General features: G+C 37.1%; 25 protein-coding genes. 14 read left to right on the top strand and 11 right to left on the bottom strand.

Features of this window, described 5'->3' with window-relative positions; genetic code table 11:
- Positions 1–39 precede the first annotated feature (39 nt).
- A complete protein-coding gene (locus tag DBO93_RS13665; protein ID WP_108456828.1) occupies positions 40–960 on the bottom strand; it encodes a PHB depolymerase family esterase in 921 nt (306 codons plus the stop codon).
- Positions 961–1210: 250 nt separating this feature from the next.
- Between DBO93_RS13665 and DBO93_RS13660 the strand changes: the two genes are divergently transcribed.
- The 8 genes from DBO93_RS13660 to DBO93_RS13630 all read left to right on the top strand — a co-directional run bounded on the left by DBO93_RS13660 (position 1211) and on the right by DBO93_RS13630 (position 8102).
- Positions 1211–1555 carry a hypothetical protein gene (locus DBO93_RS13660; RefSeq protein WP_108456827.1) on the top strand — a complete coding sequence of 115 codons (345 nt, stop codon included), beginning with the start codon at positions 1211–1213 and terminating at the stop codon, positions 1553–1555.
- Positions 1556–1858: 303 nt separating this feature from the next.
- A complete protein-coding gene (locus DBO93_RS13655) occupies positions 1859–2389 on the top strand; it encodes a sigma-70 family RNA polymerase sigma factor (RefSeq protein ID WP_108456826.1) in 531 nt (176 codons plus the stop codon).
- Positions 2386–2964: an anti-sigma factor gene (locus DBO93_RS13650; protein ID WP_239058996.1), complete on the top strand. Its 579-nt coding sequence runs from the start codon at positions 2386–2388 to the stop codon at positions 2962–2964. The genes DBO93_RS13655 and DBO93_RS13650 overlap by 4 nt, the downstream gene beginning before the upstream one ends.
- Positions 2948–3100, top strand: coding sequence for a hypothetical protein (locus tag DBO93_RS19010; RefSeq protein ID WP_239058995.1), 153 nt, complete (start codon positions 2948–2950; stop codon positions 3098–3100). Before DBO93_RS13650 ends, DBO93_RS19010 begins: the two co-directional genes overlap by 17 nt.
- A 483-nt stretch (positions 3101–3583) precedes the next feature.
- Positions 3584–5176: a DUF4331 domain-containing protein gene (locus DBO93_RS13645; RefSeq protein ID WP_108456825.1), complete on the top strand. Its 1593-nt coding sequence runs from the start codon at positions 3584–3586 to the stop codon at positions 5174–5176.
- A gap of 8 nt (positions 5177–5184) precedes the next feature.
- Complete coding sequence (locus DBO93_RS13640) at positions 5185–5730, top strand: Ig-like domain-containing protein (protein ID WP_310733281.1); 546 nt, start codon at positions 5185–5187, stop codon at positions 5728–5730.
- Between the two features lie 36 nt (positions 5731–5766).
- A complete protein-coding gene (locus DBO93_RS13635; protein WP_239058994.1) occupies positions 5767–6936 on the top strand; it encodes a tetratricopeptide repeat protein in 1170 nt (389 codons plus the stop codon).
- A 56-nt stretch (positions 6937–6992) separates the two neighbouring features.
- Positions 6993–8102, top strand: coding sequence for a HupE/UreJ family protein (locus DBO93_RS13630; protein WP_204100624.1), 1110 nt, complete (start codon positions 6993–6995; stop codon positions 8100–8102).
- A gap of 199 nt (positions 8103–8301) precedes the next feature.
- Here the strand turns inward: DBO93_RS13630 and fur are convergent, their stop codons facing one another.
- The gene (gene fur, locus DBO93_RS13625) at positions 8302–8745 is read right to left on the bottom strand and encodes a ferric iron uptake transcriptional regulator (RefSeq protein ID WP_108456822.1); all 444 of its coding nucleotides are present in this window, start codon (positions 8743–8745) and stop codon (positions 8302–8304) included.
- 211 nt (positions 8746–8956) lie between these two features.
- On the opposite strand from fur, the gene DBO93_RS13620 reads away from it, so the two are divergent.
- The gene (locus tag DBO93_RS13620; protein WP_108456821.1) at positions 8957–9415 is read left to right on the top strand and encodes a DUF4442 domain-containing protein; all 459 of its coding nucleotides are present in this window, start codon (positions 8957–8959) and stop codon (positions 9413–9415) included.
- 146 nt (positions 9416–9561) lie between these two features.
- Here DBO93_RS13620 and hflX read toward each other — a convergent pair whose 3' ends face one another.
- From hflX to DBO93_RS13580, 8 genes are all read right to left on the bottom strand, one after another.
- Positions 9562–10950 carry a GTPase HflX gene (gene hflX / locus DBO93_RS13615; protein WP_108456820.1) on the bottom strand — a complete coding sequence of 463 codons (1389 nt, stop codon included), beginning with the start codon at positions 10948–10950 and terminating at the stop codon, positions 9562–9564.
- A gap of 488 nt (positions 10951–11438) precedes the next feature.
- Entirely contained in the window at positions 11439–12269 is an 831-nt protein-coding gene (locus DBO93_RS13610; protein WP_108456819.1) for a transporter substrate-binding domain-containing protein, read from the bottom strand.
- A 403-nt stretch (positions 12270–12672) separates the two neighbouring features.
- Positions 12673–13473, bottom strand: coding sequence for a hypothetical protein (locus DBO93_RS13605; protein ID WP_162533792.1), 801 nt, complete (start codon positions 13471–13473; stop codon positions 12673–12675).
- Positions 13474–13662: 189 nt separating this feature from the next.
- Positions 13663–14427 carry a transporter substrate-binding domain-containing protein gene (locus DBO93_RS13600; protein WP_108456817.1) on the bottom strand — a complete coding sequence of 255 codons (765 nt, stop codon included), beginning with the start codon at positions 14425–14427 and terminating at the stop codon, positions 13663–13665.
- Positions 14428–14759: 332 nt separating this feature from the next.
- A complete protein-coding gene (gene fldA / locus DBO93_RS13595) occupies positions 14760–15287 on the bottom strand; it encodes a flavodoxin FldA (protein ID WP_108456816.1) in 528 nt (175 codons plus the stop codon).
- Between the two features lie 21 nt (positions 15288–15308).
- Positions 15309–15596 (bottom strand): LexA regulated protein, encoded by a 288-nt coding sequence (gene ybfE, locus DBO93_RS13590; RefSeq protein WP_108456815.1) that lies wholly within the window; start codon positions 15594–15596, stop codon positions 15309–15311.
- A 12-nt stretch (positions 15597–15608) separates the two neighbouring features.
- On the bottom strand, positions 15609–15830 hold the full coding sequence (locus DBO93_RS13585) for a DUF2788 domain-containing protein (RefSeq protein WP_108456814.1): 222 nt from the start codon (positions 15828–15830) through the stop codon (positions 15609–15611).
- Between the two features lie 187 nt (positions 15831–16017).
- Positions 16018–16785: an alpha/beta fold hydrolase gene (locus DBO93_RS13580; protein WP_108456813.1), complete on the bottom strand. Its 768-nt coding sequence runs from the start codon at positions 16783–16785 to the stop codon at positions 16018–16020.
- A gap of 264 nt (positions 16786–17049) precedes the next feature.
- Between DBO93_RS13580 and seqA the strand changes: the two genes are divergently transcribed.
- From seqA to DBO93_RS13565, 3 genes are all read left to right on the top strand, one after another.
- A complete protein-coding gene (gene seqA / locus DBO93_RS13575; RefSeq protein WP_108456812.1) occupies positions 17050–17601 on the top strand; it encodes a replication initiation negative regulator SeqA in 552 nt (183 codons plus the stop codon).
- Between the two features lie 121 nt (positions 17602–17722).
- Positions 17723–19369 (top strand): phosphoglucomutase (alpha-D-glucose-1,6-bisphosphate-dependent), encoded by a 1647-nt coding sequence (gene pgm, locus DBO93_RS13570; RefSeq protein WP_108456811.1) that lies wholly within the window; start codon positions 17723–17725, stop codon positions 19367–19369.
- Between the two features lie 168 nt (positions 19370–19537).
- Positions 19538–20047: a regulatory protein RecX gene (locus tag DBO93_RS13565; RefSeq protein ID WP_239058993.1), complete on the top strand. Its 510-nt coding sequence runs from the start codon at positions 19538–19540 to the stop codon at positions 20045–20047.
- A gap of 96 nt (positions 20048–20143) precedes the next feature.
- Here DBO93_RS13565 and DBO93_RS13560 read toward each other — a convergent pair whose 3' ends face one another.
- Entirely contained in the window at positions 20144–21046 is a 903-nt protein-coding gene (locus DBO93_RS13560; protein ID WP_108456810.1) for a LysR substrate-binding domain-containing protein, read from the bottom strand.
- Between the two features lie 114 nt (positions 21047–21160).
- Between DBO93_RS13560 and DBO93_RS13555 the strand changes: the two genes are divergently transcribed.
- Positions 21161–22414 carry a D-amino acid dehydrogenase gene (locus DBO93_RS13555; RefSeq protein WP_108456809.1) on the top strand — a complete coding sequence of 418 codons (1254 nt, stop codon included), beginning with the start codon at positions 21161–21163 and terminating at the stop codon, positions 22412–22414.
- Positions 22415–22647: 233 nt separating this feature from the next.
- Positions 22648–23757, top strand: coding sequence for a succinylglutamate desuccinylase (astE, locus tag DBO93_RS13550; RefSeq protein WP_275403652.1), 1110 nt, complete (start codon positions 22648–22650; stop codon positions 23755–23757).
- Positions 23758–23847 lie beyond the last annotated feature (90 nt).

Raw genomic sequence — 23847 nt, 5'->3', positions numbered from 1 at the left:
TATTTCTACATGTCTTTTATTAGTGATATTTACCTTGATTTAGATTTTCCAAGCGGCAATTAAGTATTGTACTGTGCTAAAGGGCGCGCTAATGACAAATGGCGCTTCAATGCCTCCGTCGGTTTTTTCTGGGGCGACAGTTATGCCATGACCCATGTTTTCAATTTCAATGAGTTCGACATTAGTTTGTTTGTTTTTTCCCTGCCACTGACTTACTTGATAGCCCTGATATTTTGAAATGATAGGTTGTTGTACAGACTCTGTTAATTGTGCCCAGTGTATAGCCAGATGTTGTGAATTTTTCGGGTTGACCACTGCGTCGGTATCACCGGTAAATATCGACAATGCCGGCCAATGTGGTTGTATTTTGTTTAGCTGTTTAATCAAGGTTGTTAATTGCTCAGTCGTTTGAGAAGGACCACTGCGCATACAAGCTATAGCAGTTATCAAATTATCTGCACAAGGGTAGGGTATACCAGCAACAATAGCGCCCGCGGTGAATAGCTCCGGGTAATTTACCACCATTGAACTCGCCATAGCACCACCGGCAGATAAACCTATAATATAAATGTTGCTAAAGTTTTGCTTGGCATTGACGGTGCTAATCATGTTTTTAATCGACAGACTTTCACCTTGGTTTTTTTCAATATCTTGTGTCGAAAACCAATTAAAGCAGCCTTTAATATTATTGTTTTGGCTTTGTTGTGGAATAAGTAACGAAAACTTTTTCTTTTTTGCTAAAGCCATTAAACCTGTTTGCTCAGCAAGAGTTTCACCTTGTTGAACACAGCCATGTAATAAAACAATCAAATTTTTATTCGTTTTTGCACCTTGAAAGTAACTTGCGCTCAACTCGCCAGGGTTATTTCCAAACTCAATTAATGCTGATGATATAGCAAAACTATTGGCGCTGAAAATTGCTATTGTAATGATGATAATCATTGATAAAAATTTATACATGATATGTTTCCATAGTTAAGCGTTATAAATATAAGTTAAAAATTTAAGGTATTAAAAAGGCAATTTAACCCTGTTATCATGGCGCATAAAATAAAGTTATAGAATGCTACTTTAGTTCCACAGTATTTGTTAAATGATTATTTTAAAAGATAAAACTAGTGATTTTATTATGATCAGCGAAACGTTAAGCTGTGAGAGTAAATTACAGTGGAATTTATTGCTTGGCTATTATCATTAAAAGGCAAATGTCATGACATTTAAAACTTTGGCGCAACGTATATTTTTTCTTCAGCCTTTATTAAATCTTATTTTTATCGCTGGTATTATTTCAATCATTATTCTATTTATTTATGGCTCAATTGAAAATCAAAATACTTATGCTTTACCTTTTTTATTATTCGCTGTTTGGAGTTTGTTGCTCAGTGCATTAATCGGGGTGTTGGTTCAAACACCCAGTAGTGAAAAAATAGCGAAAGGTTGGTTTTCTGGTTTAAAAAATAGGCTGGGTAGAGCTTTATTTTCTCTGGTGCTATTACTTTTTATATTAATAAGTTTGGCGTTGTTGTACGCGACAATTAAATTATTGAACTTGTAAAATATAATGTTAACGCTCAGCAATAGAGTATTTTTTAATTATAATTAAATAATATAAAGTTAGCTTTATCAATGATTAACGTTTTAAAAAAGCTACCTACAAGCAAAGAGAATTCAATTGAAAAGTGCTAGGGTGTAGTAACAAGCTTTAAATACATGCTGTACTTTAACCTTAGTGATTTGTAGTTATGATAGCATTGTATTCTTAATAGACTGTACATTCAGCAGTAGGTAAATGGTGGTTGCTTAGTATACTATCTCAGCATCTTAATAAATTAATCCTTCATAAAAAGAGCTATAAAAAATGGAACATGAACAACACCTAGCCTTACTTGGGGCCATCGCCCAAGGTGATAAAAAGGCGTTTTCAGCACTGTATCAATCAACCAGTAAACAGCTTTATGCGGTTAGTTTGAAAATGCTAGCCCGCAAAGAATTAGCCGAAGAAGCATTGCAAGAAGCTTATGTACGTATTTGGCATAATGCCTCAGAATATCGTATAGGAAAGGGCACGGTCCTTACTTGGATGATCAGTATTGTGAGATACAGATCATTAGATATTTTACGTTACAACAATATTAGAAAAGAAGACATATTAGACGAAAATATTAACCTTGATATTGAAGCCCCTGAACAAGTCACTGACTCAGAACAATTGCTATTAGATAAGTGTTTACAACAACTTGATTTGCAACAACGACAAGCAATTTATTTAGCTTATTTTAATGGATGCTCACATAAAGAGGTGATGAAGCACTTAAACAACCCATTGGGCACCATTAAAAGCTGGATAAGACGTGGTCTTACAAGTTTACAAAGTTGTTTAACGTCATGAATTATCAATCAGAAAACCTCAAAAATGCTCTGGCTGCAGAGTATGTGCTAGGCACGTTACGTGGGCCTGCTCGTCAACGCTTTCAAAAATTGATGATGCAATATCCACCGATCAGTGATGCAACCTCAACTTGGGAGCAACACTTGAATGCCTTAGGACAAAAAATTCCACCTGTAATACCTGACGATTCAGTCTGGCAACGCATTGAGCAGCAACTTGGTTTTTCAGTTGAGCAAACAACAAGTGCTGAACAAGCACAAAGTAATGTTGTACCCATGACAAAAGCTAAACCTAAAGTATGGCAAAGCATTGCTGGATTAGCGTCTGCTGCGGCATTAATTCTTGCTGTTCTATTGGTGAATGTTGATACAAGCGTGCCTGACGCTCAGCAATTAGCCTTGGTTAACAACGAACAAACTGAATTATTATGGGCATTAGAAATTGGTGCTGATACCATTGATATTCAAACCACTAAAAGCTTAGTCGCAAAAGCTAATGCCGATTATGAACTGTGGATAGTGGCGGCCGATGGTAGACCGCCAATTTCGTTAGGGCCTATTGCCAAAAACGGGTAAATTAACCTTAAGTAAACCTGAGTTGTTTGATCAAATTGAAATCGCCGCTTTAGCGGTGAGCTTGGAGCCGTTAGGTGGCTCACCAAATGGTTCACCAACGACAGTGTTGTATACCTCTAAATTGGTTACCCTTTAGTCAAACTCATTAATAACTGACTTAAAATAACCAGTAGCATATAAAAAGCGAAACGAGAGTTTCGCTTTTTTTTCCTCCAAATAAAACTTCTTACTTTATATTCAATAGTAGCGGTATAGCTAAATCACAAAAATTTAAACAATTAACATTTTTATAGCCTACGCTTTAGTCAGTTAATGAAGATTAACCATGCCAGCAAAAAAACGTTGGTTTATATCAAAAAACATTAGAAAGGATACTAAAGGTTTTTACACTTCAATTGCATAATCATGTAATTATTAAATTTTTTTCGATTTAATTTAAATAAAAAATATTTATATAAAAGCATTAATTAACAGATACTTAAGTTTTTATACTTGGATTTAAAAATATAATTGCAAATTAAATGATTTTTTTTGAATCCAATACTGATTTTCAACCGTTTAACTATATGAGCTTTCAAGAAAGTAACCATTAAGAAGTATAAAATTAAAAGGAAACGTCATGAAAAAATTTAAAATAACGCTTATAGCCTCAGTAATAATGAGTGCAACTTTGTCTCAAGCTGTTTCAGCATCAAGTCATCGTGAAGCACCAAATCTTACGCGTATGCCAACAGTAGATTCCACAGATTTTTACGCATTCAATAGTTATGAAGAAGGTCGTGGCGATTACGTCACGTTAATTGCAAATTACATTCCTCTGCAAGACGCTTACGGTGGACCAAACTATTTCGCTATGGATCCAGCAGCATCTTATGATATTCATATCGATAACGACGGTGATGCAGTAGAAGATATCACCTTTAGTTTCAATTTTAGCCAAATGTTAGGTAACAATAATGCAGGTATCGCCTTAATGGTAGGTCCTGAAGGTGCAAAAAAATCAGTTGGTGTACCGCTTAAAAATGTTGGTGGCATTAGCATGGCGGATCAATCTGCGGCTAACTTCTCTGAGAGTTATACGGTTAAAATGACTTCTGGACCTATGGGAGAAGGCACTGCCGTTGATGTTACTAATACCACTTCTGGCGGAGCAAGTTTTTCTAAGCCTTTAGATTACATTGGTAATAAAACATTCAGCAATGAAGCGCAGTACATGGCTTATGCAAACAGCCATATTTATACAGCGGCAATCCCAGGTTGTGATGCACCGGCAAAAGTTTTTGTTGGTCAACGTAAAGATGCTTTTACCGTTAACTTAGGTAAAGTATTTGATTTAGTTAATTTCGTTCCTGTTGAAGGCGATAGTGCTCCGGGTGCAGGCGATGCCGCTGGTTTCCCAGGTGGTATTACACAATCTGCTATGAATGATGATTTAGCCGATAAAAATGTGACCAGTATTGCTATTGAAGTACCTACCGCTTGTTTAACAGGTGACGGTAATGGTGTTATTGGTAGCTGGACTTCTGCAAGTTTACCGCAAGCTAGAATTTTAAACCCAAATGCTAGTTTCGATAATACTGAAGTTAATGGCGGAGCAATGACACAAGTTTCACGTCTTGGTTCTCCTTTAGTAAACGAGCTAGTGATAGGTATTGCGGATAAAGATAAATTTTCAACGTCTCACCCGAGTAATGATGGACAGTTTGCTGATTATGTTACGCATCCTACATTACCTGAGTTGCTGAATATTTTATTCAAAGATGCGGTGAATACTACGCTTGGTGCCAACATAGAAACCTTAGCGCCAACTAACTTCCCACGTGTTGATTTAGTTACTGCATTCTTGACGGGTTTTCCTGGTGTGAATCAAATGTCGACAGTTACTGCCTCTGAAATGTTGCGTTTAAACACTGGTATTGCCGCTGTTTCTGCTGATATGCAGTCATCATTTGGTGTTGCTGGTGACGATTTAGCTGGTTTCCCAAATGGCCGTCGTCCAGGTGATGATGTGGTTGATATCGCACTTCGTGTTGTGATGGGTCGTTTATGTTACCCAATTCCGGTTAATGGCACTGATACTGATTTAGGTTTATGTGCGCCTGAAGATGCAAGTGTTGGTAATGTATCTTTTACTGATGGAGCTCCTAGTAATGCATCTATGATAGGAACAAGTTTTCCATACTTAGCTATGCCTTTACCAGGTTCTGAATAAGGAACACTATGATGAATTATCGTAAACACAATACAGCATTGAAAACCAATGCACGTCGTCCACTTAAGTTGTTAGCCCTGAGTTTGGGCGCCACATTAGTGCTTGCCGGCTGTAACGATGGCTACAAAGAAAAAGCTGAGGAACCTAACGCCGCACCTACAACTATAACGGTTGATTTGATTACGCAAACAGAAACACCTATCACTGATATGTTAAGTGCTTCTGATGCCGATGGCGATGGCTTAAGCTTTAGCTTAGATCAACAGGCAATGTTAGGAGTGGTAACTGTTGCAGGTAACGGTGGCTTTACTTACCAGCCTAATGATGAAGTTACAGGTAGTGATAGCTTCACCTTTTCGGTAACTGATGGCGTAAATGCTCCCGTTACTGGTACGGTTAACATTACTATTGAAGCACTTGAAGTGTCTTTTGCTGCTTATAGTCGCGCAGCCTTTAATCAGCAATCAACGGATAAGCCACTATCGACAAATGGTCGTGCGTTTATTCAAGATGTTGAAGATCCAACAGCATACGACGACTTACTTCCACAGTAATATCGAGCTTGACTGCGCCAAGGAAGGCGCCCTTTTATGGATGATAATATGCCAATACAAAATTATATAGCTTATCGCATTAAAACGCTGAACAAACGCTTCAAAAATAATGTCATGAAGTTATTGTTAAAACGCTACAAAAGTTTATTGATATTGGCTTTTATTTCCATTGTAAATCCTGCATATTCAAACAGCTACATTCCCAAATCAGATCAAAGTATTGTTGCTCGTTGGACAGTACCTAAACCCGCAGAACAACCTAAAGTTTTTATCGCTCAGTTGATCAGTGATGCAAGTAAACCTGGTTTAGCAAGCCGATATTATGGTCGAGCCAGTGCATTGCTTAAGCCTTTAATCGCTGCAGAGCCAAATGATATAGAACTACAGTATTATTCAGCCAATGTATTACAGCATTATCATCAATTTGATCAAGCTCAGCAATTACTCAGCCAAATACTACTAAAAAAACCTGATCATGTTAGTGCATGGTTAATGAAAGCTAATATTCATATGGTGCAAGGTGATTTAGCCGCAGCCAAACGAGCTTGCTTACAAGTGTTAGGGCAGGGTAGCCTTTTTATTAGCAGTGTATGTGTATTGGAAATTAATGCTGAACAAGGGCAAGTTGCACAGAGTTATAAGCAGTTAAATCAACTAGTCGATGTTGCTGGAGAAATTCCGCGAGAACAAGCTATCTGGTTGAATCAAATTTTAGCTGACTTGGCTCAACGCCAACATTTACCCGAACAAGCCATTAAGCATTTGTCGGGTTACCCGCTAGCGCAAATGCCAGTCAGTTATTTAGCCTTGTGGGCAGATATTCATTTAGAACAACAACATGAAAAAATTGTATTAGATAACCTTGGGCCTATTGTGCTGGCCAGCGACAGTTTTGACGATGCGTTATTATTACGACTTGCTTTAGCAGAACAAAGTCTTAATTTGCCGCTTGATTCAGTTCTTAACTCAAACCATAATGCGGAAAGCAAAGCATGGCAACAGCGACTAACACAACGCATTGAAATACGCCTGCAGCGCAATGATACAGCACATGCTGCCGATATTGCCCGATATTATTTAGATATTTCACCCGATGCGAGTAAGGCGTTACATTGGGCAAAAATTAATTGGCAACAGGCTAAATTAGGCCCTGATAAACAGATACTTGAGCGGGCTAAAGCAGCACAGACATCCTTGGAAATATAACCCAGGTATTACCTTTACAACTTCTCAATCCAATAATTAGAATAGTGAGTTCAAATATGTCGCAGTGGTTAAAAATATGCTTTGTTGTACTTTCACTTATATTGACCCATTCGGTCGCCGCTCACCAATTAAGCACCAGTTACATTATTGCCGAAATGGACGACACAGGTCGCATTAATGGCGAATGGCAATTGAGCTTAACAGATTTAGAATTAGCCGTGGGCTTAGATTTAAATGCGAACGGTGAGTTAACTTGGGGTGAAGTAAAAAATCGCCAAGCTGAAATAGCCGGTTACTTAGCAGAGCATTTACTACTCAGTCGAAACAACCTTTTATGTAATCTTAGTTTTAACGCTGTAGAGCGGTTACAAGATCATGCTAACGAAGCCTTCGCTGTAACTGACTTTTCAGGTCAATGTGCGATCAGCGGACCACTCACTGTAAAATACAAGGCAATATTTGCCTTAGACAGTAGCCATGAAATGTTATTGAATATTGGTGATGGCAACAATATGCACAGTTTTGTTTTAGACGATAACACTCAAGAGGTCACCTTAGATTTAAAAGAAGGTAGCTGGCAGACAACGTTCACACAGTTCGTTTATCAAGGAATGATCCATATTTGGATAGGCATAGATCATATTCTATTCCTGTTGGCGCTATTGTTACCGGCGGTATTACAGCGTAAAGACAATCAATGGCAAGCGATAACAAGTGTTAAAACTATTTTAACGAATACCGTTTGGATTATCAGTGCGTTTACATTGGCACACTCTCTAACATTAACCGCTACCGCATTAGGTTGGTTAACGCCGAGTAGTCGCTGGGTGGAATTAGGCATAGCTATTTCTGTTTTATTTGCGGCATTAAATAATATTTGGCCGATTGTTTTACGTTTAGCTTGGTTAACTTTTGCTTTTGGTTTGTTACATGGAATGGGCTTTGCTGGGGTACTTGGTGAGCTCGGTTTGCCGGCAGATCAACAACTGCTAAGTATTTTAGCTTTTAATTTAGGCGTGGAAATTGGGCAATTAGCGATACTTGCGATATTGTTGCCAGTGTTGATTTTATTGCGTAACACCAAGCTCTATAGTAAAGGCATTATGCCCGTTGGCTCATTGTTAATTGCGATGATGGCAGTGCAATGGAGTATCGAGCGTTGGTGAGTTTAGCTCTGACTAAACTTATAAAATTTTAACATAATAAAAGTAAGCTGATGTAGTGTCAGCTCAACGAGTAAACTCAGTAATCGTTACTCGAGAGTAATATAAAAATTAAATTCACATGTGTAACTGTTTTAGATGTGAAAAAAAGCTCTAGTTAATTAAATAACTAGGGCTTTTTTCATATAAGGTATTTGTAACTTTAGAACTGTGCTTTACGGTAAGCTTCGCAAGCTTCCTCATCTTCACATTCGCCATACAAGTATAAACTGTGGTTGGTGAGTTTTACTTTATGTAACTTGGCAACATCTTCTTGGCGTTGTTCAATAACATCGTCTTCAAACTCAATAACTTTACCGCAGTTTAAACAAACCAAATGGTCATGGTGTTTCTTATGACTAAGTTCAAATACAGACTTACCACCTTCAAAATGGTGACGAGTTACAATCCCTGCATCATCAAATTGGTTTAACACGCGATATACTGTCGCTAAGCCAATTTCTTCATTATGCTCAAGCAAAATTTTATATACATCTTCAGCGCTGATGTGTTGGTTATTTGGATTTTGTAAAATGCCCAAAATTTTAATGCGCGGCAGAGTAATTTTTAGTCCGGCTCTTTTTAGTTCTTCATTTTGTTCAGGCATTAATTTTAATCTCTACATCAGCGTTCAATTTATGGAAAATTATAGGGGGTTATGCGCTAGGTTGAAAGAGCTAGTTGTAAATGATTGTCTATTTTACTGGTTTTATTGGCCTAACACGTCATAATACTTTTTCTGGTCTGACGAGTGTGATGTTATAAACCATACGGTTTATATGGGTACTTAGACAATAACAGCTTTTCAAGGAAGTAATATGTTTAAAAAAGCTTGGCAAATGAAATTACTTTTAAATATTTGGCCGCCTTTCCTATTTACAGGAATTCGGGTTTTAGAGGTTTCTGACGATTTTCGTAAAGCTAAAGTGCGCTTAAAACTCAACATGTTTAATAAAAATGCTGTTGGCGTACATTTTGGAGGATCACTATATGCCATGACAGATCCTTTTTGTATGTTATTGGTTATGTCACGCTTAGGTAAAGATTATGTTGTTTGGGATAAGTCAGCTGATATTGACTACATTAAACCAGGTAAGGGCACAGTGACTGCCGAATTTATCATTACCGATGCGTTTATTGAAGATATTTTGGCGCATACAGCTCAAGGTGAGAAGTACCTGCCTGAAATTCCCGTTTACGTTAAAGACGCGCAAGGTGAACTTGTCGCTAAATTGAATAGAACATTGTATATTCGCAGAAAGAAAACAGCACAATAACCACTGCTATATTTTTAATAGGCTTAGGCTAAAATAAGTTGATTAGGAGGGAACAGAGTCACAATTGACTTATGTGCCCCTCTTTATATCGTATAAGTCTTTACTAGGCATTATGCTGCAATTAAAGACCTCAAAGTCGTTACAAACTACTTATCATCTTCTAAACTTAACATGCGTTTTTTTAACCGGTCTAAATCTATAGCTTTTGAGCGCACGGTGAGCTTAATATGGCTATATTCATATTCTTCTTTGGTAACACTCATGCTTGATCTAATCTCGCCTATAATACCTTTAGCGGTATAGGGAATAATGATTTCATCTTCAATCATCTCTTCCTGTGCTGTATTAACAATATATTGATGTAACTTACTAATATCAGCTGGATTGCGAGTAGATGTCATCATGGCATCAGGAAATTCTTCCATTAAAGCTTGTTTTTGTTCTGCGCTTAGTTGATCAGATTTATTCAGTACCAATAATTTCTTACTATCTTCAACGCCTACTTCTTCAAGTACTTCATGCACCACATCAAGCTGCGAACGAAAACCAGGATCTGAAGCATCAACTACATACAACAATAATGATGCATCATGCGCTTCGGCTAGGGTTGAATGAAAAGACGCGACCAAGTCGTGCGGTAGTTTTTTGATAAAACCTACGGTATCTGACACGAGTATTCTAGGTTGAACCGTTGGGTACAACGCACGAACAGTAGTATCAAGTGTAGCGAATAGTTTGTTTTCACCTTCGACATCACTGCCTGTAATCGCTCGCATCATTGATGACTTACCCGCATTGGTATAACCAACTAGCGCGACACAAAAAAGCTCTGAACGTTGGGTGCGTCGGCCTTTCATTTCATGTTGAACGCTGACTAATTCGCGCTTAAGGTCTGCAAGTTGATCACGAACAGCTCGGCGGTTTAGCTCAAGGTTCGTTTCGCCTGCACCTTTACCCATTTGACGATCTCTATCGCCAGACGATGTTTCACGAAGGCGCGGTGCGACATAATTAAGCCGAGCAATTTCCACTTGTAATTTCGCCGTTTTGGTACGAGCATGGCGACTAAATATTTCAATAATAATACCGGTTCGATCAAATACCTCTACGCCCAATTGGTTCTCTACATTACGGAGTTGGGATGGGCTTAAATCGCAATCAAATACCACGACATCAGCACAGGCAAACGGCAGGTTTTCTGACGGAATATCTGAAGGCATAGCTGTAAGTAGTGTTTCATCGACTACTTCTTTTGGTACGTCATTAGATAAGTCATCTGCTGCTTCAATTTCTTCAACTTCACCTTTGTTACCGGTAAGGTGCGCTATTTCAGCAAGCTTACCTAAACCAAGTACATTAACTTTATTCGTTGAACTCAATTTTTGCGACTGTGTGCCAACAACCTTAAACCCTAAAGTTGTTACTAAACGCGCCAGTTCTGCCAGTGACTCTGTTGCTTCATCACCTTTAAACTGCGGTGTGCAAATCGAGATGAGTAATGCGTGATTGAGTGATGCTTTTGCTGTTAGTTGCATAATTTTTTATATAAGTGCACTTGACGTGCAAACCTAAATTTTTGTCTAAAGTAAGTTCATCCTACGCTGTTATAGATAAGCTTTATAGGGTAATCGCGGACTAAATGTAGAGTTTATTTTAGTTAATGGTAAATCGTCGATATATTGGGCTGGCAGGCAACTCAGGATGAATGTTATTTAAGTCGAAAATGCTGCAATATTATTGAAATTGATAAAGCTTGTGGTAAAGGAAAAGATTAATTTTTTCTGCGTTACTACATTTAATAGTATCGCTTTAAAATTATATTTGGATGATGTGCTTTTGATCATCATAAAGTGACAACAAAACAAAACAAAACAAAACAAGGCTATATTGCTTGAGCATTTAATGACAGTAGCTTTATTTTTAAGTGTCGTTTAAGTGTCGTTTAAGTGTCGTTTAAGTTCGTTTGACCGCGATATAAATCGATTAAATATCGCGAGTTTAAATCTGGAATAATTAGCCGTAGTTAATTTTCAGCTGACAAGGCGGTATCTGCAGTTTGCTGACATACCCGTTTAGGAAATACACGTGACTTTAGATGCTTTTGAATTGACTTATCTCTTGCGCCAGAGTTAATGAACGCCAATAACTGTTGGTTAATGTTATCTCTGGTTTGGGTTAAATTTTCATTGATAATAAAACCAACTTCATCACTCATAACAGGTATGGGTGATTGATAAAATTCGTTTTGACAAAACTCCGAGTCAAACATAACACCTCGTGCGTTTTCCTCACTCATAATAGCAAAATCACAGCGCCCTTTACTTAACATGCTGACAATCGATTTTTGGCTACTTGAATCAACACGCACTAACTTGCCATCATTAAAGTATGGCTGTAAAAAAGGGTAACTAAATGCATGTCTTGTGCAAATTAGCGCACCATTATGAGCGTTAAGTGAAAATTGCTCTTGGAACTTCTTTGTTGAGTAGATGTAACTAACATGAGGCATGATGGTATTCGAATATATAAATTTTTTCGGATTTTCTAACCAAATGGCGCTACCAAAAAACACGTCTGCCTCTTTAGACATCACCAGTTTTTCATTACGTGCTCTACTGGAGTCAATGTACTTAACATTAAACGCATCACTATCATCAAAGCTTTCAAAAAAATCTACCACAACACCCCGATAACTAGACTTCTCATGATCGAAATAAATATAAGGAGAAGAGCCTGGAGCATTAATGACAAACCTTAAGTTATCATTTGCAGGCAGAGCCAATGAGGTCAATGTGCTTGCTAAGCTAAAAAAAACCAGCATTAAAGATAATATAAATTGGTATGTGTACTTCATAAAATCAAATTAACCTACACTTCCTTGATGTTATTTTAATTGAATAAACTCTAAAACAATAAATAAGCTTTTGTAAAAAATTAAGAGTAAAAAAAATTATTGGGCAGCTAAAGTCTCATTATCGTTTATTTTATTATAATGATAAATATTGTAATTACTATAATGTAAACATAGTACTTAAGTACTAAATATTCGTTTTATTCTTTTTAGGATTGGCTCTAGGGAGGAGTATTTGATGCTACTTGCGTAGCAATAAATGCTTATTGAAAGTTAAGCTGTAAAAGTAAACAGGTTATAAAAAAGTCACTTTTATGATTGAAAACATTGAATGCAAAGGGCAGTAAACAGAGAGTTGCTATATTTACTGCCTTTTTACGTATGACTAAAATAGTCTATTCTTTTACTAGCCGGCTTTATAATCTTGTAATGTTACCGTCGCATCGTGCAAGCTGTCTTGATTCACTTGTATTATGCCGCGCTTAGGGCGATCTAAGTCAATGATGATAAAGACCACCAGAACAATTAACGTGAACAATAAAATAGTAGGGAAGGCAGGGCGCTTTTTCCCTAAGCCACTGTTATAACCCAACATACCACCCACAGTAACAAAGACACCAAATAATAGAAATAACACTGGCTCAGGTACATGCAGCCTCAACATTGCCGTGCGTTTATTTTCAATTTGAATCATTGACGATAAAGATTGATAAAAGCCATTTGCAATTAACAGTGACTTTGGATTAACCAGTTCTTTTTGTGCCAATTCAATAAGATTTGCTTGAGATTTATTGACCTTTTTATTGATGTTGCTTCGCTGTTCAGGGTTTGATAAATCAACTTGGCTTAATGAAATACGTAGCGTTAAATAGACTTCTAATTCACTAAAAACCGCTTCTCTAATTTCTATTGGTAGTAGTTTTGCTTGCATTGCTACTCGGTTAATCGCACCAGCTTCTTCAATAACAGCACTACTGCGAGCGTCATAACGGTGTAATGACATATTAAATGTAAAACCTAATAACAAAGCAAGTAAACCAATAATGCCAGTTTGTATCGCCGTAGATTGGGTTTTCATCTCGGCGTTTTCTACATCTTTATTTCGTCGACCTAAGGTATAGGCGATTTGGTTAATAATAAGCATCAAAATAAACAGTGTGATGATAATTATAAGGCTATTTTTGTCGTACATTAATTCTTGGCTCACTAATAGAGTCTCAGTGCTAGGAAAGTAATTTAGCAAGAGTGGGTTAAGGTGATTAATTGGTCAAGGGATATTTTAAACCAAATTGAAATACAGTACAGCACTGTTCAGTAATTAAGGCGCAATGTTTTTATATGTGGTTATTATAAAATTCATTAGTTATTTGTACTCATGTTAAATCTGAGTTTTAGATTAGTATTCAGCTTGAGGTAAATCGTATTTAGCTTTTATTTTTAATCGCAGAGGTGCAATGTCATCAAAGGCTTGTTGGTAGCTTTGAATAATAAAATCAGGGGTATTTATATTAAATGCTAAATAATTACCTGTTTTGTTGACCTGCCAAACTTGTTCGTAGGCGTTAGCATTGAACTTGTTTTCTTTCATTAAATGATCAAAAGCATGGATAGAGGCGATCACCATATCTACCCGACCAGACTCCATCAACACATAAGCTTGCTTTAACGTTGCCACACTGGCGATATTAGCTTTGGGAAAGTTAATCTGGTGTAACGAAATCTCTGATATATCACCTCTAACCGCTGCTACAGAATGTGCAAAAACGTCTTTTTCGCTAGAAAAATTAAATCTATTCGATTTTTTAGTAATCAGTACTTGAGTCGAGTGGAAAATAGGTCCTACCCATTTAAATAAGTTTTCACGAGGTTTAGTTTTGGACATGGTAAATATTGCGGTATTGTTTTTCTCCAAGGTAAATTGATAACCGCGTGTCCATGGAACAAGCTGTATTTCTGGTTCATTAATATTTAAGTGTTTCCACATGGCTTTTACAGTATCAACAGAAATACCTTCAAGTTTATTGTTTATTAAAAAATTAGCAGGCGGATAAATTTCAGTATAAAAGGTGATTTGCTCAATTTTAGAAGGCGTTTGATTTGCTTTTAATTGAGGAAGCATTAAAAAAAATAACAAAATTGATTTTAAAATAAATTTTTTCATTATTAGGCAGCAAAGCAAATTATCGATAAGCCATAATAACAATTTTTTTGGTATTATTTAAGGCTAAGTTTAATAAATTAGTCGATGAAATAAATTTATGCTTTGAGGTCAATAACCTAATATTTATTGACCTGCAGATTCAAGGCATAATCAATTACATTTAATGCTTATAAAGTATAATTAAAGTGCATTGCTTCATGTTGTGAGCTAATTTAATTAAGAGTAATAAAACATGTTGAGTATGTTGCCGCCCGATTTTTCAATATATTAGAGACAAAAAAACCAGCTAATTGCTGGTCTCTTTAATGATATGCTAGCTTTTACTTTAAAAGTTAATCTTCTAGCTCAGCTAAACAAAGTTCATCATAAATTTGCTTAACCCATGTATCAACTCGCTCTTCAGTTAATTCTGGCTGGCGGTCTTCATCAATACATAAACCGATGAATGTACTTTCGTCAGTTAACGCTTTAGAGGCTTCAAATTCATAGCCTTCAGTTGACCAGTTACCAACGACGATTGCACCTTTAGACTCAACAATATCACGCAATGGTTCCATCGCATCACAGAAGTATTCAGCGTAATCTTCTTGATCACCTAATCCAAAAATAGCCACTAACTTATCAGTGAAATCTATTTCTTCTAATTCTGGTAAGAAGTCATCCCAGTCGCACTGGTTTTCACCGTAGTACCAAGTAGGGATACCTAAGATTAATAAATCGAACTCAGCTATTTCTTCTTTAGTACTTTTGGCGATATCTTTAACATCGACAAGTTTTTTGCCCAATTTCTTTTGGATCATTTTGCCTACGGCTTCGGTGTTACCTGTATCACTTCCGAAAAATAAACCTACAATTGCCATCAATCTAACCTTTTATATCTACTAAACTTTAATATCGTTGGCATCAAGCGATTGAACTAATAAGACTTCTATTAACTCACTTCGACTAATACCCTTATCTTTTGCTAAAACGTCTAAGCGTTCAAATACATCTTGATGTAGTTTGAACTCTACTCGCTTTAGACCATTGTTCTTATCGCGCTTAACCTGATTACGTTTGTTTATCTTTACTTGCACGCTGCGCGAATGTGGGTTCGTTTTTGGACGCCCCGGACGCTTTTCATCGCTAAATAAATCAATGGTTGTTAAATCTGCTACTTCTTTTGCCATTTTATTACTTACTTACCCAACGCCTTGGCTTTCCCAAACAAACTGAATGATACCTTTAGCGATAAATCCGGCACATCCTAAAAATAATACAAAATAAACAACTAACTTGCCCATTTTAGGGACATCGTTTTTTTTCATTACATCATGGATTGTTAACCCAATGAAAATAAAGATAAAAGCATAAAATAAATTCAGCCCTATGGCTTCAACTAATTCAAAGTTTTCTGCTATCATAATCAACCCTAGAATTTTCAGGCGGCACTATAGCATATCAGTGCTTTTAAACACATTAAAATTGTTAGTTTGGCCGCTAGACTTTAGATGGAATTTTATAACCTTAAAGTCTATGAGACCAACTGAGTCAATAATACATTGCTCAAGTAATAGTAAATTTGAGACTTTAAAAAGCGTGCTATATCAATTAGCTTGCTAAAAACCCTTCAACACTTCGGTTAAAAGCGGTTGTTTTCTCAGCATGCAACCAATGCCCTGCACCTTGAATAACTCGAGCACGACTTTGAGGAAACAAACGCAAAATCTCATCACGATGCTCGGGTAATATATAGTCAGAGTTTGCGCCTTTAATGAATAGGGTGGCGCCTTGATAGCTGTTATTTCCTTGATAGGTTTTCATTATTTCTGGGTAATTGGTCGCTATATTTTCAACATTACATTTAAAGGCAAGTTGACCGTTTTCAGTACTTAAATTTCTTAATAAAAATTGTCTAACGCTAAGCTCTTCAACGTATGATGAAAGCTCTTTGTCAGCGTCTTTACGTTGTTTAATAATCGTAAAGTCGAGAGATTGTAAACCGGCTATTATTTTATTGTGATGCGGAGGGTATTCTACTGGCGCTATGTCAGCGACAATCAATTTTTCAACTAACTGAGGAAATGTTAAAGCCAGTTCCATGGCGATTTTTCCGCCCATAGAATGCCCCAGCACAACCGCGCTTTTTATAGCGAGGTGCTCCATAAGAGCAACAATGTCTTGAGCCATGGTTGGATAATCCATCACACTATCGTGAAATGAATCACCATGATTTCTCACATCAACACTCGTTACTCGAAAATTTTCAGCTAACGCTTTTGCTACCATTCCTAAGTTTTCAAGGCGACCAAATAAGCCATGAATGAGAATGATGTCCTTACCGCTGCCCAATTGCTGATAATTTAAAAGCTTCGCCATTGTTGTATTTGCCCAGTGTTATTCAGTTGGGATAATTGTCCTTGTTTTAGGATTTTGATGCAACGAAAAACCAAGTTAAAGTGGTTTTATGAACCACCACGCGAAACTAAAGATGTTTATTTAAGCGTGTGAAATAGAATGTGATATTGATATAAGCGTTCTTTTTTGAAAATAATGTCATCATTTGCTGATCCACTATAGAGACTTCTTATCAACGTAAGTATAATCTTGCCGCGATCTATAATAATTATCCTAGGGTCATCAATGAAAAACATCGAAATAGATGAAGAGCTTTATCAGCACATTGCCTCAAATACTCAATATATTGGCGAAAGTGCCTCGTCGATATTACGTCGTCTTATGAAATTACCAAATGAACATGACGTTGAGAATAAAATAACAGTGGAAGTAGACACTATTGAAAAGAACGAAGTTGAAGTTGCTCAAACACAAGCAACAAGTGTTACACCAGACAATAATGGCTCGGTATTTAACTATATTAATAGAGAAGAATTAGCGATGCAACGTGGCGCCGTTGGTCGATTTTTATTGATTTTAGCGGCTTTATATCGAGTACATAATCAGCAGTTTTCTACTGTCTGCAATATTAGAGGCCGCGACCGATTATATTTTGCAGCCAGCGAAGCTGAACTTGCGGCAAGTGGCAGTAGCACTAAACCACGTCAGATACCTGATAGCCCTTTTTGGGTGATAACAAATTCAAATACTACGCGTAAAAAGATGATGTTAACCGAAGTAAGCCGAGCATTGGGCTATGATGAACAAGACGTAGAGAATATTCGCGATTTACTTTAGCTTTTTTTTCGTTACATAGGTTACATAGGTTACTGTAAGTTACTTAAGTTACTTAGATTATATCAGTGACAATTGAGTAGCAGGCTTAAAGCAAACTTTAATATGAATACAAGGAGTTGAAATGACAGTTCATCAGCATGCAGGAAAACCTGTAAGACCAGAAGATCGAATTAATATTGGTCGTTTAGTAAGTGATTATTTTTTACTGAAGCCCAATGTAACTATTGCTGAGCAAAAAGTGACCTTTGGTACTTCTGGACATCGAGGTAACGCCAGTAAGTTAAGCTTCAATGAACAGCATATTGAAGCTATTTGTCAGGCGGTGGCTGAATATCGTCAAGCAAAAGGATTTAAAGGGCCACTTTATTTGGGTAAAGATACCCACGCCTTATCTGAGCCTGCATTTGCTTCTGCAATTTCAGTATTGATTGCAAATAATGTTCCTGTAGTTATTCAAAGTGATGACGGCTTTACGCCAACGCCTGTTATTTCTCGTCTTATAATTGTTCATAATAAAACTCACACTTCTCAGGCTGATGGCTTGATCATAACGCCATCGCACAACCCTCCAACTGATGGCGGTATTAAATATAACCCACCTCATGGTGGTCCTGCAGAAGGCGAAATAACGAAAGTTATCGAGCAACGTGCGAACGAAATTATTAGTCATAAATTAGTTGATGTTAAACGCCTTGATTATACCCAAGCACTACAATCTTCTTTGTTAAATCGTGAAGACTTTATCAACTTTTACGTCGATCAGTTAAGTCAGGTTGTTGATATGGAAGCGATTGCTAAAGCAGGTGTTCATATCGGTGTTGACCCATTAGGTGGTTCAGGTATTCATTACTGGCCAGTAATTGCAAAGAAATATGGTCTAAATCTAGCAGTAGTTAACCCAGTTGTTGATGCTAGCTTTGCTTTTATGCCGTTAGATAAAGATGGCAAAATACGCATGGATTGTTCATCGCCTTATGCTATGTCGGGTTTAATTGCTCTAAAAGATAAGTTTGATGTTGCTGTCGGTAACGACCCTGATTTTGACCGTCATGGTATTGTGACTAAAACAGGCGGTTTAATGAACCCAAATCATTATTTAGCGGTATCAATCCACTATTTAATGACCCACAGAAATTGGTCTAAAACCTGTAAAATAGGTAAAACGCTGGTTTCAAGTTCATTAATTGATCGTGTGGCTAAGCTCATTGAACGACCGCTTTCTGAAGTGCCCGTTGGCTTTAAATGGTTTGTTGATGGCTTACACAACTCAAGTTATGCCTTTGGTGGTGAAGAAAGTGCCGGTGCAACATTTTTAGCAAAAGATGGCAGTTGTTGGACAACCGATAAAGACGGCTTTGTCATGGCCTTATTAGCCGCTGAAATGCTAGCTGTAACGGGTAAAGACCCTTATCAGCTATATCAAGTTTTAGCTGAGCAATTAGGCGAACCGTGTTACGGACGTGTTGAAGCTGTTGCTAATTTACAGCAAAAGCAGGTACTAACTTCGCTGACAGCTGAAGCTATTACTACAGACATGCTCGCAGGTGAAAAAATCACCCAAGTACTATCGCACGCTCCTGGTAACAATGCGGCTATTGGTGGTATTAAAGTCTGTACAGAAAACGGTTGGTTTGCAGCACGTCCTTCTGGTACAGAAGATATATATAAAATATACGCAGAAAGCTTTATTGATGACGCACATTTACAGCTGATTATAAGTGATGCACAAAAGCTTGTGAGTGCGGCATTTTTTGCTGCAGGTTTATAGTTTAAGTTTATAAAATATTGTTGAAATGATCGAAGATAAGGTGCTAGTTGGCACCTTTTTTTGTTTTAATAAACCTGCTTAGTGCCTACCTTATTGATATTGGTGAACTCTATACAAGGCGCTGTTTTTTCAAAAGTTAACAATTATTTAGCGTTAGGGTCTTACATTATGATTTATAAAAAAAAGCAAAGTACCAAGCCACAAGTTATTTCTTATGAGCGGGTAAAATCATATATGCAATGGATGATTGAGCGCTATGGTGACTATTCAGCTAAAACTATGCTACAAAAAGCCAACCTATTGTTTAAAGACGATAAACAGTTCAACGAGCCTGCGTTGGAATATCTTATTGAGCGAGATATTATTAATGATCTACGATATGCAAAGCGATTAACCGCGAGCTTATCGGAAAAAAATATTGGTGCGAATAAAATTAAAGAAAAACTTTATACAAAAGGTTTTTCTTTCGTGGTGATTAATGAGTGTGTAAGTGCAATTGAAACAACAGACGAAGACTATTTTGAGAAAGCACTTATATTAAAAGTAAGAAAATTTGGTGTCGAACCGATTGAGGATCTAAAGCTGAAACAAAAAGCATTAAGGCACTTGATCACTAAAGGTTTTTCATATGAAATTGCCAATAAGGTCATTAGTTATTCAGATGATGACTGTAACTGAAAACGGTAAATTTTAATTAAAACTGCTGTAGAGTGCTTTCTGTGAGAACACTTTTATCAATACATTCAGGTTGTCATAGACAGCTTCACGTAAATACTAATTTTGTGTTAACAACCAAGCTTTAAAGCATTCAATCACGGAAGATGAGCGATGTTGAATAATGTAATAACCGGCATTAGCATTTATGGGGTGAAATGGTGAGGTTAGCCGAGCTTGTTTAAAGTCTTCCTCCACTAAAGCATATCTTGCAAGTGCTACACCTAACCCAGCCTCAGCGGCAGCCATTGCCATGTCAGTACGGTTGAAAAAGTGCCCTTGATTACTCTGTGTTTTTATTGCCATTTTTTCAAACCAATACTGCCATTCCTCATGTTTTTTGGCGTTTTTCCACGGCATAGCATCGTGTAATAAAGTGACTGATTGCCATATCTGCTGTTGATTTTCTGTCGAGTTATTTTGCCAATCGAAACGCTGAAAATAACTTGGACTCATTACAGGAATAAGTTGCTCGTTTAGCAATAGCTGGGCGTGTTGATTATGGTAAGGTGATTGTCCGTAATCTATGGTTAAATCAAAATTACTATCTTGGTGATCAACTAAAGCTCCTTCCGCATAAGTTTGAATACTAATGTTTGGGTACAGGTTGTAAAATTTCTTAAGGCGAGGGATTAACCATTTGTAGGCGAAAGAGGGGGTTAGTTTTAATTTTATCTCACCGTCAGGAGATTGTCCTTGTCGTAACTCATCAATAACTTTTTCGATATCGGCAAAATTGTGCTGAACAACTTGATAGAGTTTCTTGCCATCGGTTGTCAAGCTAATGCCTCTGGAATGCCTGAAAAATAACTTAAGAGAAAGTTGACTTTCTAATAAATTAATCTGTTGGCTGATTGCACCGGTAGTGATGTGTAATTGATTAGCTGTTTTAGTAAAACTACCTAGCCGCGCAGCAACCTCAAAGGTTACTAAGCCGGAAAATATATTGCCTTTCAATGCCATCTTTATTAATGCCTTTAGAATTTCTAAACACAGATGTTAATAAATATCGTTTGATAAAGACATAATTTTTTTGCATTGTAATGTTATATTTTTGCATAAAATGGCGTTGTTTTCATGAAGGTTTTGGTTTTAGGATCTGGCGTGGTTGGATTAACATCAGCATGGTATTTAGCTCAAGCTGGCCATCAAGTAACGGTTATTGATAGACAAGCGCAAAGTGGAGAAGAAACCAGTTTTGCCAACGCGGGACAAATATCTTATGGCTATTCCTCGCCTTGGGCTGCGCCTGGCGTGCCGCTAAAAGCGATGAAGTGGTTAACTCAAAAACATTCGCCACTTATTATCAAACCTAGCATTTCACCAGAGTTGTATCACTGGACGATGGCACTGTTAAAAAATTGCAGTGAAAAAAACTATCAAGTTAACAAAAGAAGAATGCTAAATATTTCAAATTATAGCCGACAATGTTTGAGCGATTTACGAGACAATTATGACATTAAGTATGAAGGACGTCAGCAAGGCACGTTACAAGTTTTTAGAAATCAGTCACAAGTCGACGCCATTGAAAAAGATATGCAATTATTATCAGCGAGTAATATAGGCTTTAAGTTACTCAATGTTGAAGAATGCGTTGAAAAAGAACCGGGGTTAGCGTTAGTAAAAAATAAAATAGTTGCTGGTTTACATTTACCTGATGATGAAACAGGTGATTGTTATAAATTCTGTCAGCAATTAACAGACATGGCTCTAAAAGTTGGTGTTCAATTTAAATTTAGTGTGCACGTGAATGAATTGGTTCAGCAGGACGATAAAATTATCGCAGCTAATACCTCTATGGGTAAAATGACGGCTGATGCTTTCGTTGTTGCCTTAGGGAGTTATTCAGCACAGCTTCTAAAGAAGGTGGATATTGACTTACCTGTATATCCAGTGAAAGGTTATTCACTTACGCTTCCTTTGGTTAATGATGATTTTGCACCTGTGTCAACGGTCATGGATGAAAGTTACAAGGTTGCACTTACACGTTTTAATGATCGTATTAGAGTCGCGGGTACTGCTGAACTCGCAGGCTTTAACTTAGATTTATCGGCAAAAAGAAAAGCAACTATCGCTATGGTTGTACAAGACTTATTTCCTAAAGCTGGTGATATCAGTAAAGCTGAATTTTGGACTGGACTTCGCCCAATGACACCAGACGGTACGCCTATTATCGGTAAAACAAAAATATCTAATTTATATACGAATACAGGACATGGTACGTTAGGTTGGACAATGGCTTGCGGATCCGGAAAGTTATTAGCTGATATTGTCTCGGGTTTAGAAACTGATATTGATACTAAGGGGTTAGATTCATTTCGTTATTTATAATCGACAAACTAATAAGTAAAAGCATGTTCCAGTTTGATTTTTATAAGTTAGATAAAAGCTATTTAAGCATAAATGAATAATCATTCATAAAACTGACTAACATAGCATTTAAGGACGTCAACGGTTAAATCTTGTATAATGTGTCGCAATAATTAATGAGTATTACATAAGTTATATTGTGCTATTCATACAAATTCGATTTAAACATTTTAAAATACAATAGGTGAAACCGCGTGAGTGATTTTTCAAGTTCAGCCAGAGTCTTCGCATCAACATTACAAAAAAGTGGTGATTTCTTATCAATGACGCGTGCCAATGAGTGGTCCTTACCCGGTGGTGGTTTTAGTTTTGAAGTAACACATCAAGCATCAAAAACTAGCAGTTTAGTAACCGTATTAGAAACGGGATTAATTACTTTTGAACCCATTGACCGTGCTAGCAATCATGATATTGTTTTATCAAGTGCGGTGCACGGTAATGAAACAGCGCCTATTGAGATTTGTAGCGATATTATCGGCCAATTGATCCGCGGTGAATTACCATTAGCAGAGCGTGTTTTATTTATTTTTGGTAATCCGGCATCAATGAATATTGCTGAGCGCTTTGTTGAAGAAAATATGAATCGTTTATTTTCTGGTGGTCATTCGCAAGACCAAGGGCAAGGTGCGGGATTAATTAATAAAGAACGTCACCGTGCATTGTTATTAGAAAATACCGTCAGAAACTTTTTCGAAGCCGGTAAAGCATTACCTTGTGCTAATGGCGGTGAACGCGCTAGAAGTCATTATGACCTTCATACTGCTATTCGTGGTTCAAAATGTGATAAGTTTGCCGTTTATCCTTTCTTACATGGCGCGCCGCGTAAAACTAGTCAGTTACAATTTCTTCATGCTTGTGGTGTTAGCACTGTATTATTGTCGCATTCACCTACCACAACCTTTAGTTACTTTTCCTCGAATGAGTTTGGCGCTGATGCTTTTACGGTTGAATTAGGCAAAGTACGCCCATTTGGTGAGAACGATATGAGCCAATTTGTACAAGTGCGTGAAACACTAACAAAATTTGTTTCAGGTCAAGACCTTGAATTAACGTCTTATCAAGCCAGTGACTTTAACCTCTATGAAATATCACAAATAATTGATCGTCATCATGAAGACTTTTCATTAACTTTTGCTGATGATGTTGAAAACTTTACTGACTTTCCACAAGGGCATGTACTTGCCATTGACGGAGGTAAGGAAATTAAAACCCAGCAAGCGGGTGAAGCTATTATATTTCCTAATGCCAATGTTGCGATAGGGCAACGCGCTTTATTAACAGTAACGCCAACAACTCTCGGCTAAATCGACTTGGTGCTTGGGTTATGTATGGACAAATAGCCTAAGCCTATAAGGGCTTAGGTGCACAATTACTCAGGTTATATTTTGAACTTT

Origin of the sequence: Colwellia sp. Arc7-D (genome assembly GCF_003061515.1) — a bacterium.
Taxonomy (GTDB): Bacteria; Pseudomonadota; Gammaproteobacteria; order Enterobacterales; family Alteromonadaceae; genus Cognaticolwellia.
This window is presented reverse-complemented; position numbering and strand designations above follow the sequence as displayed.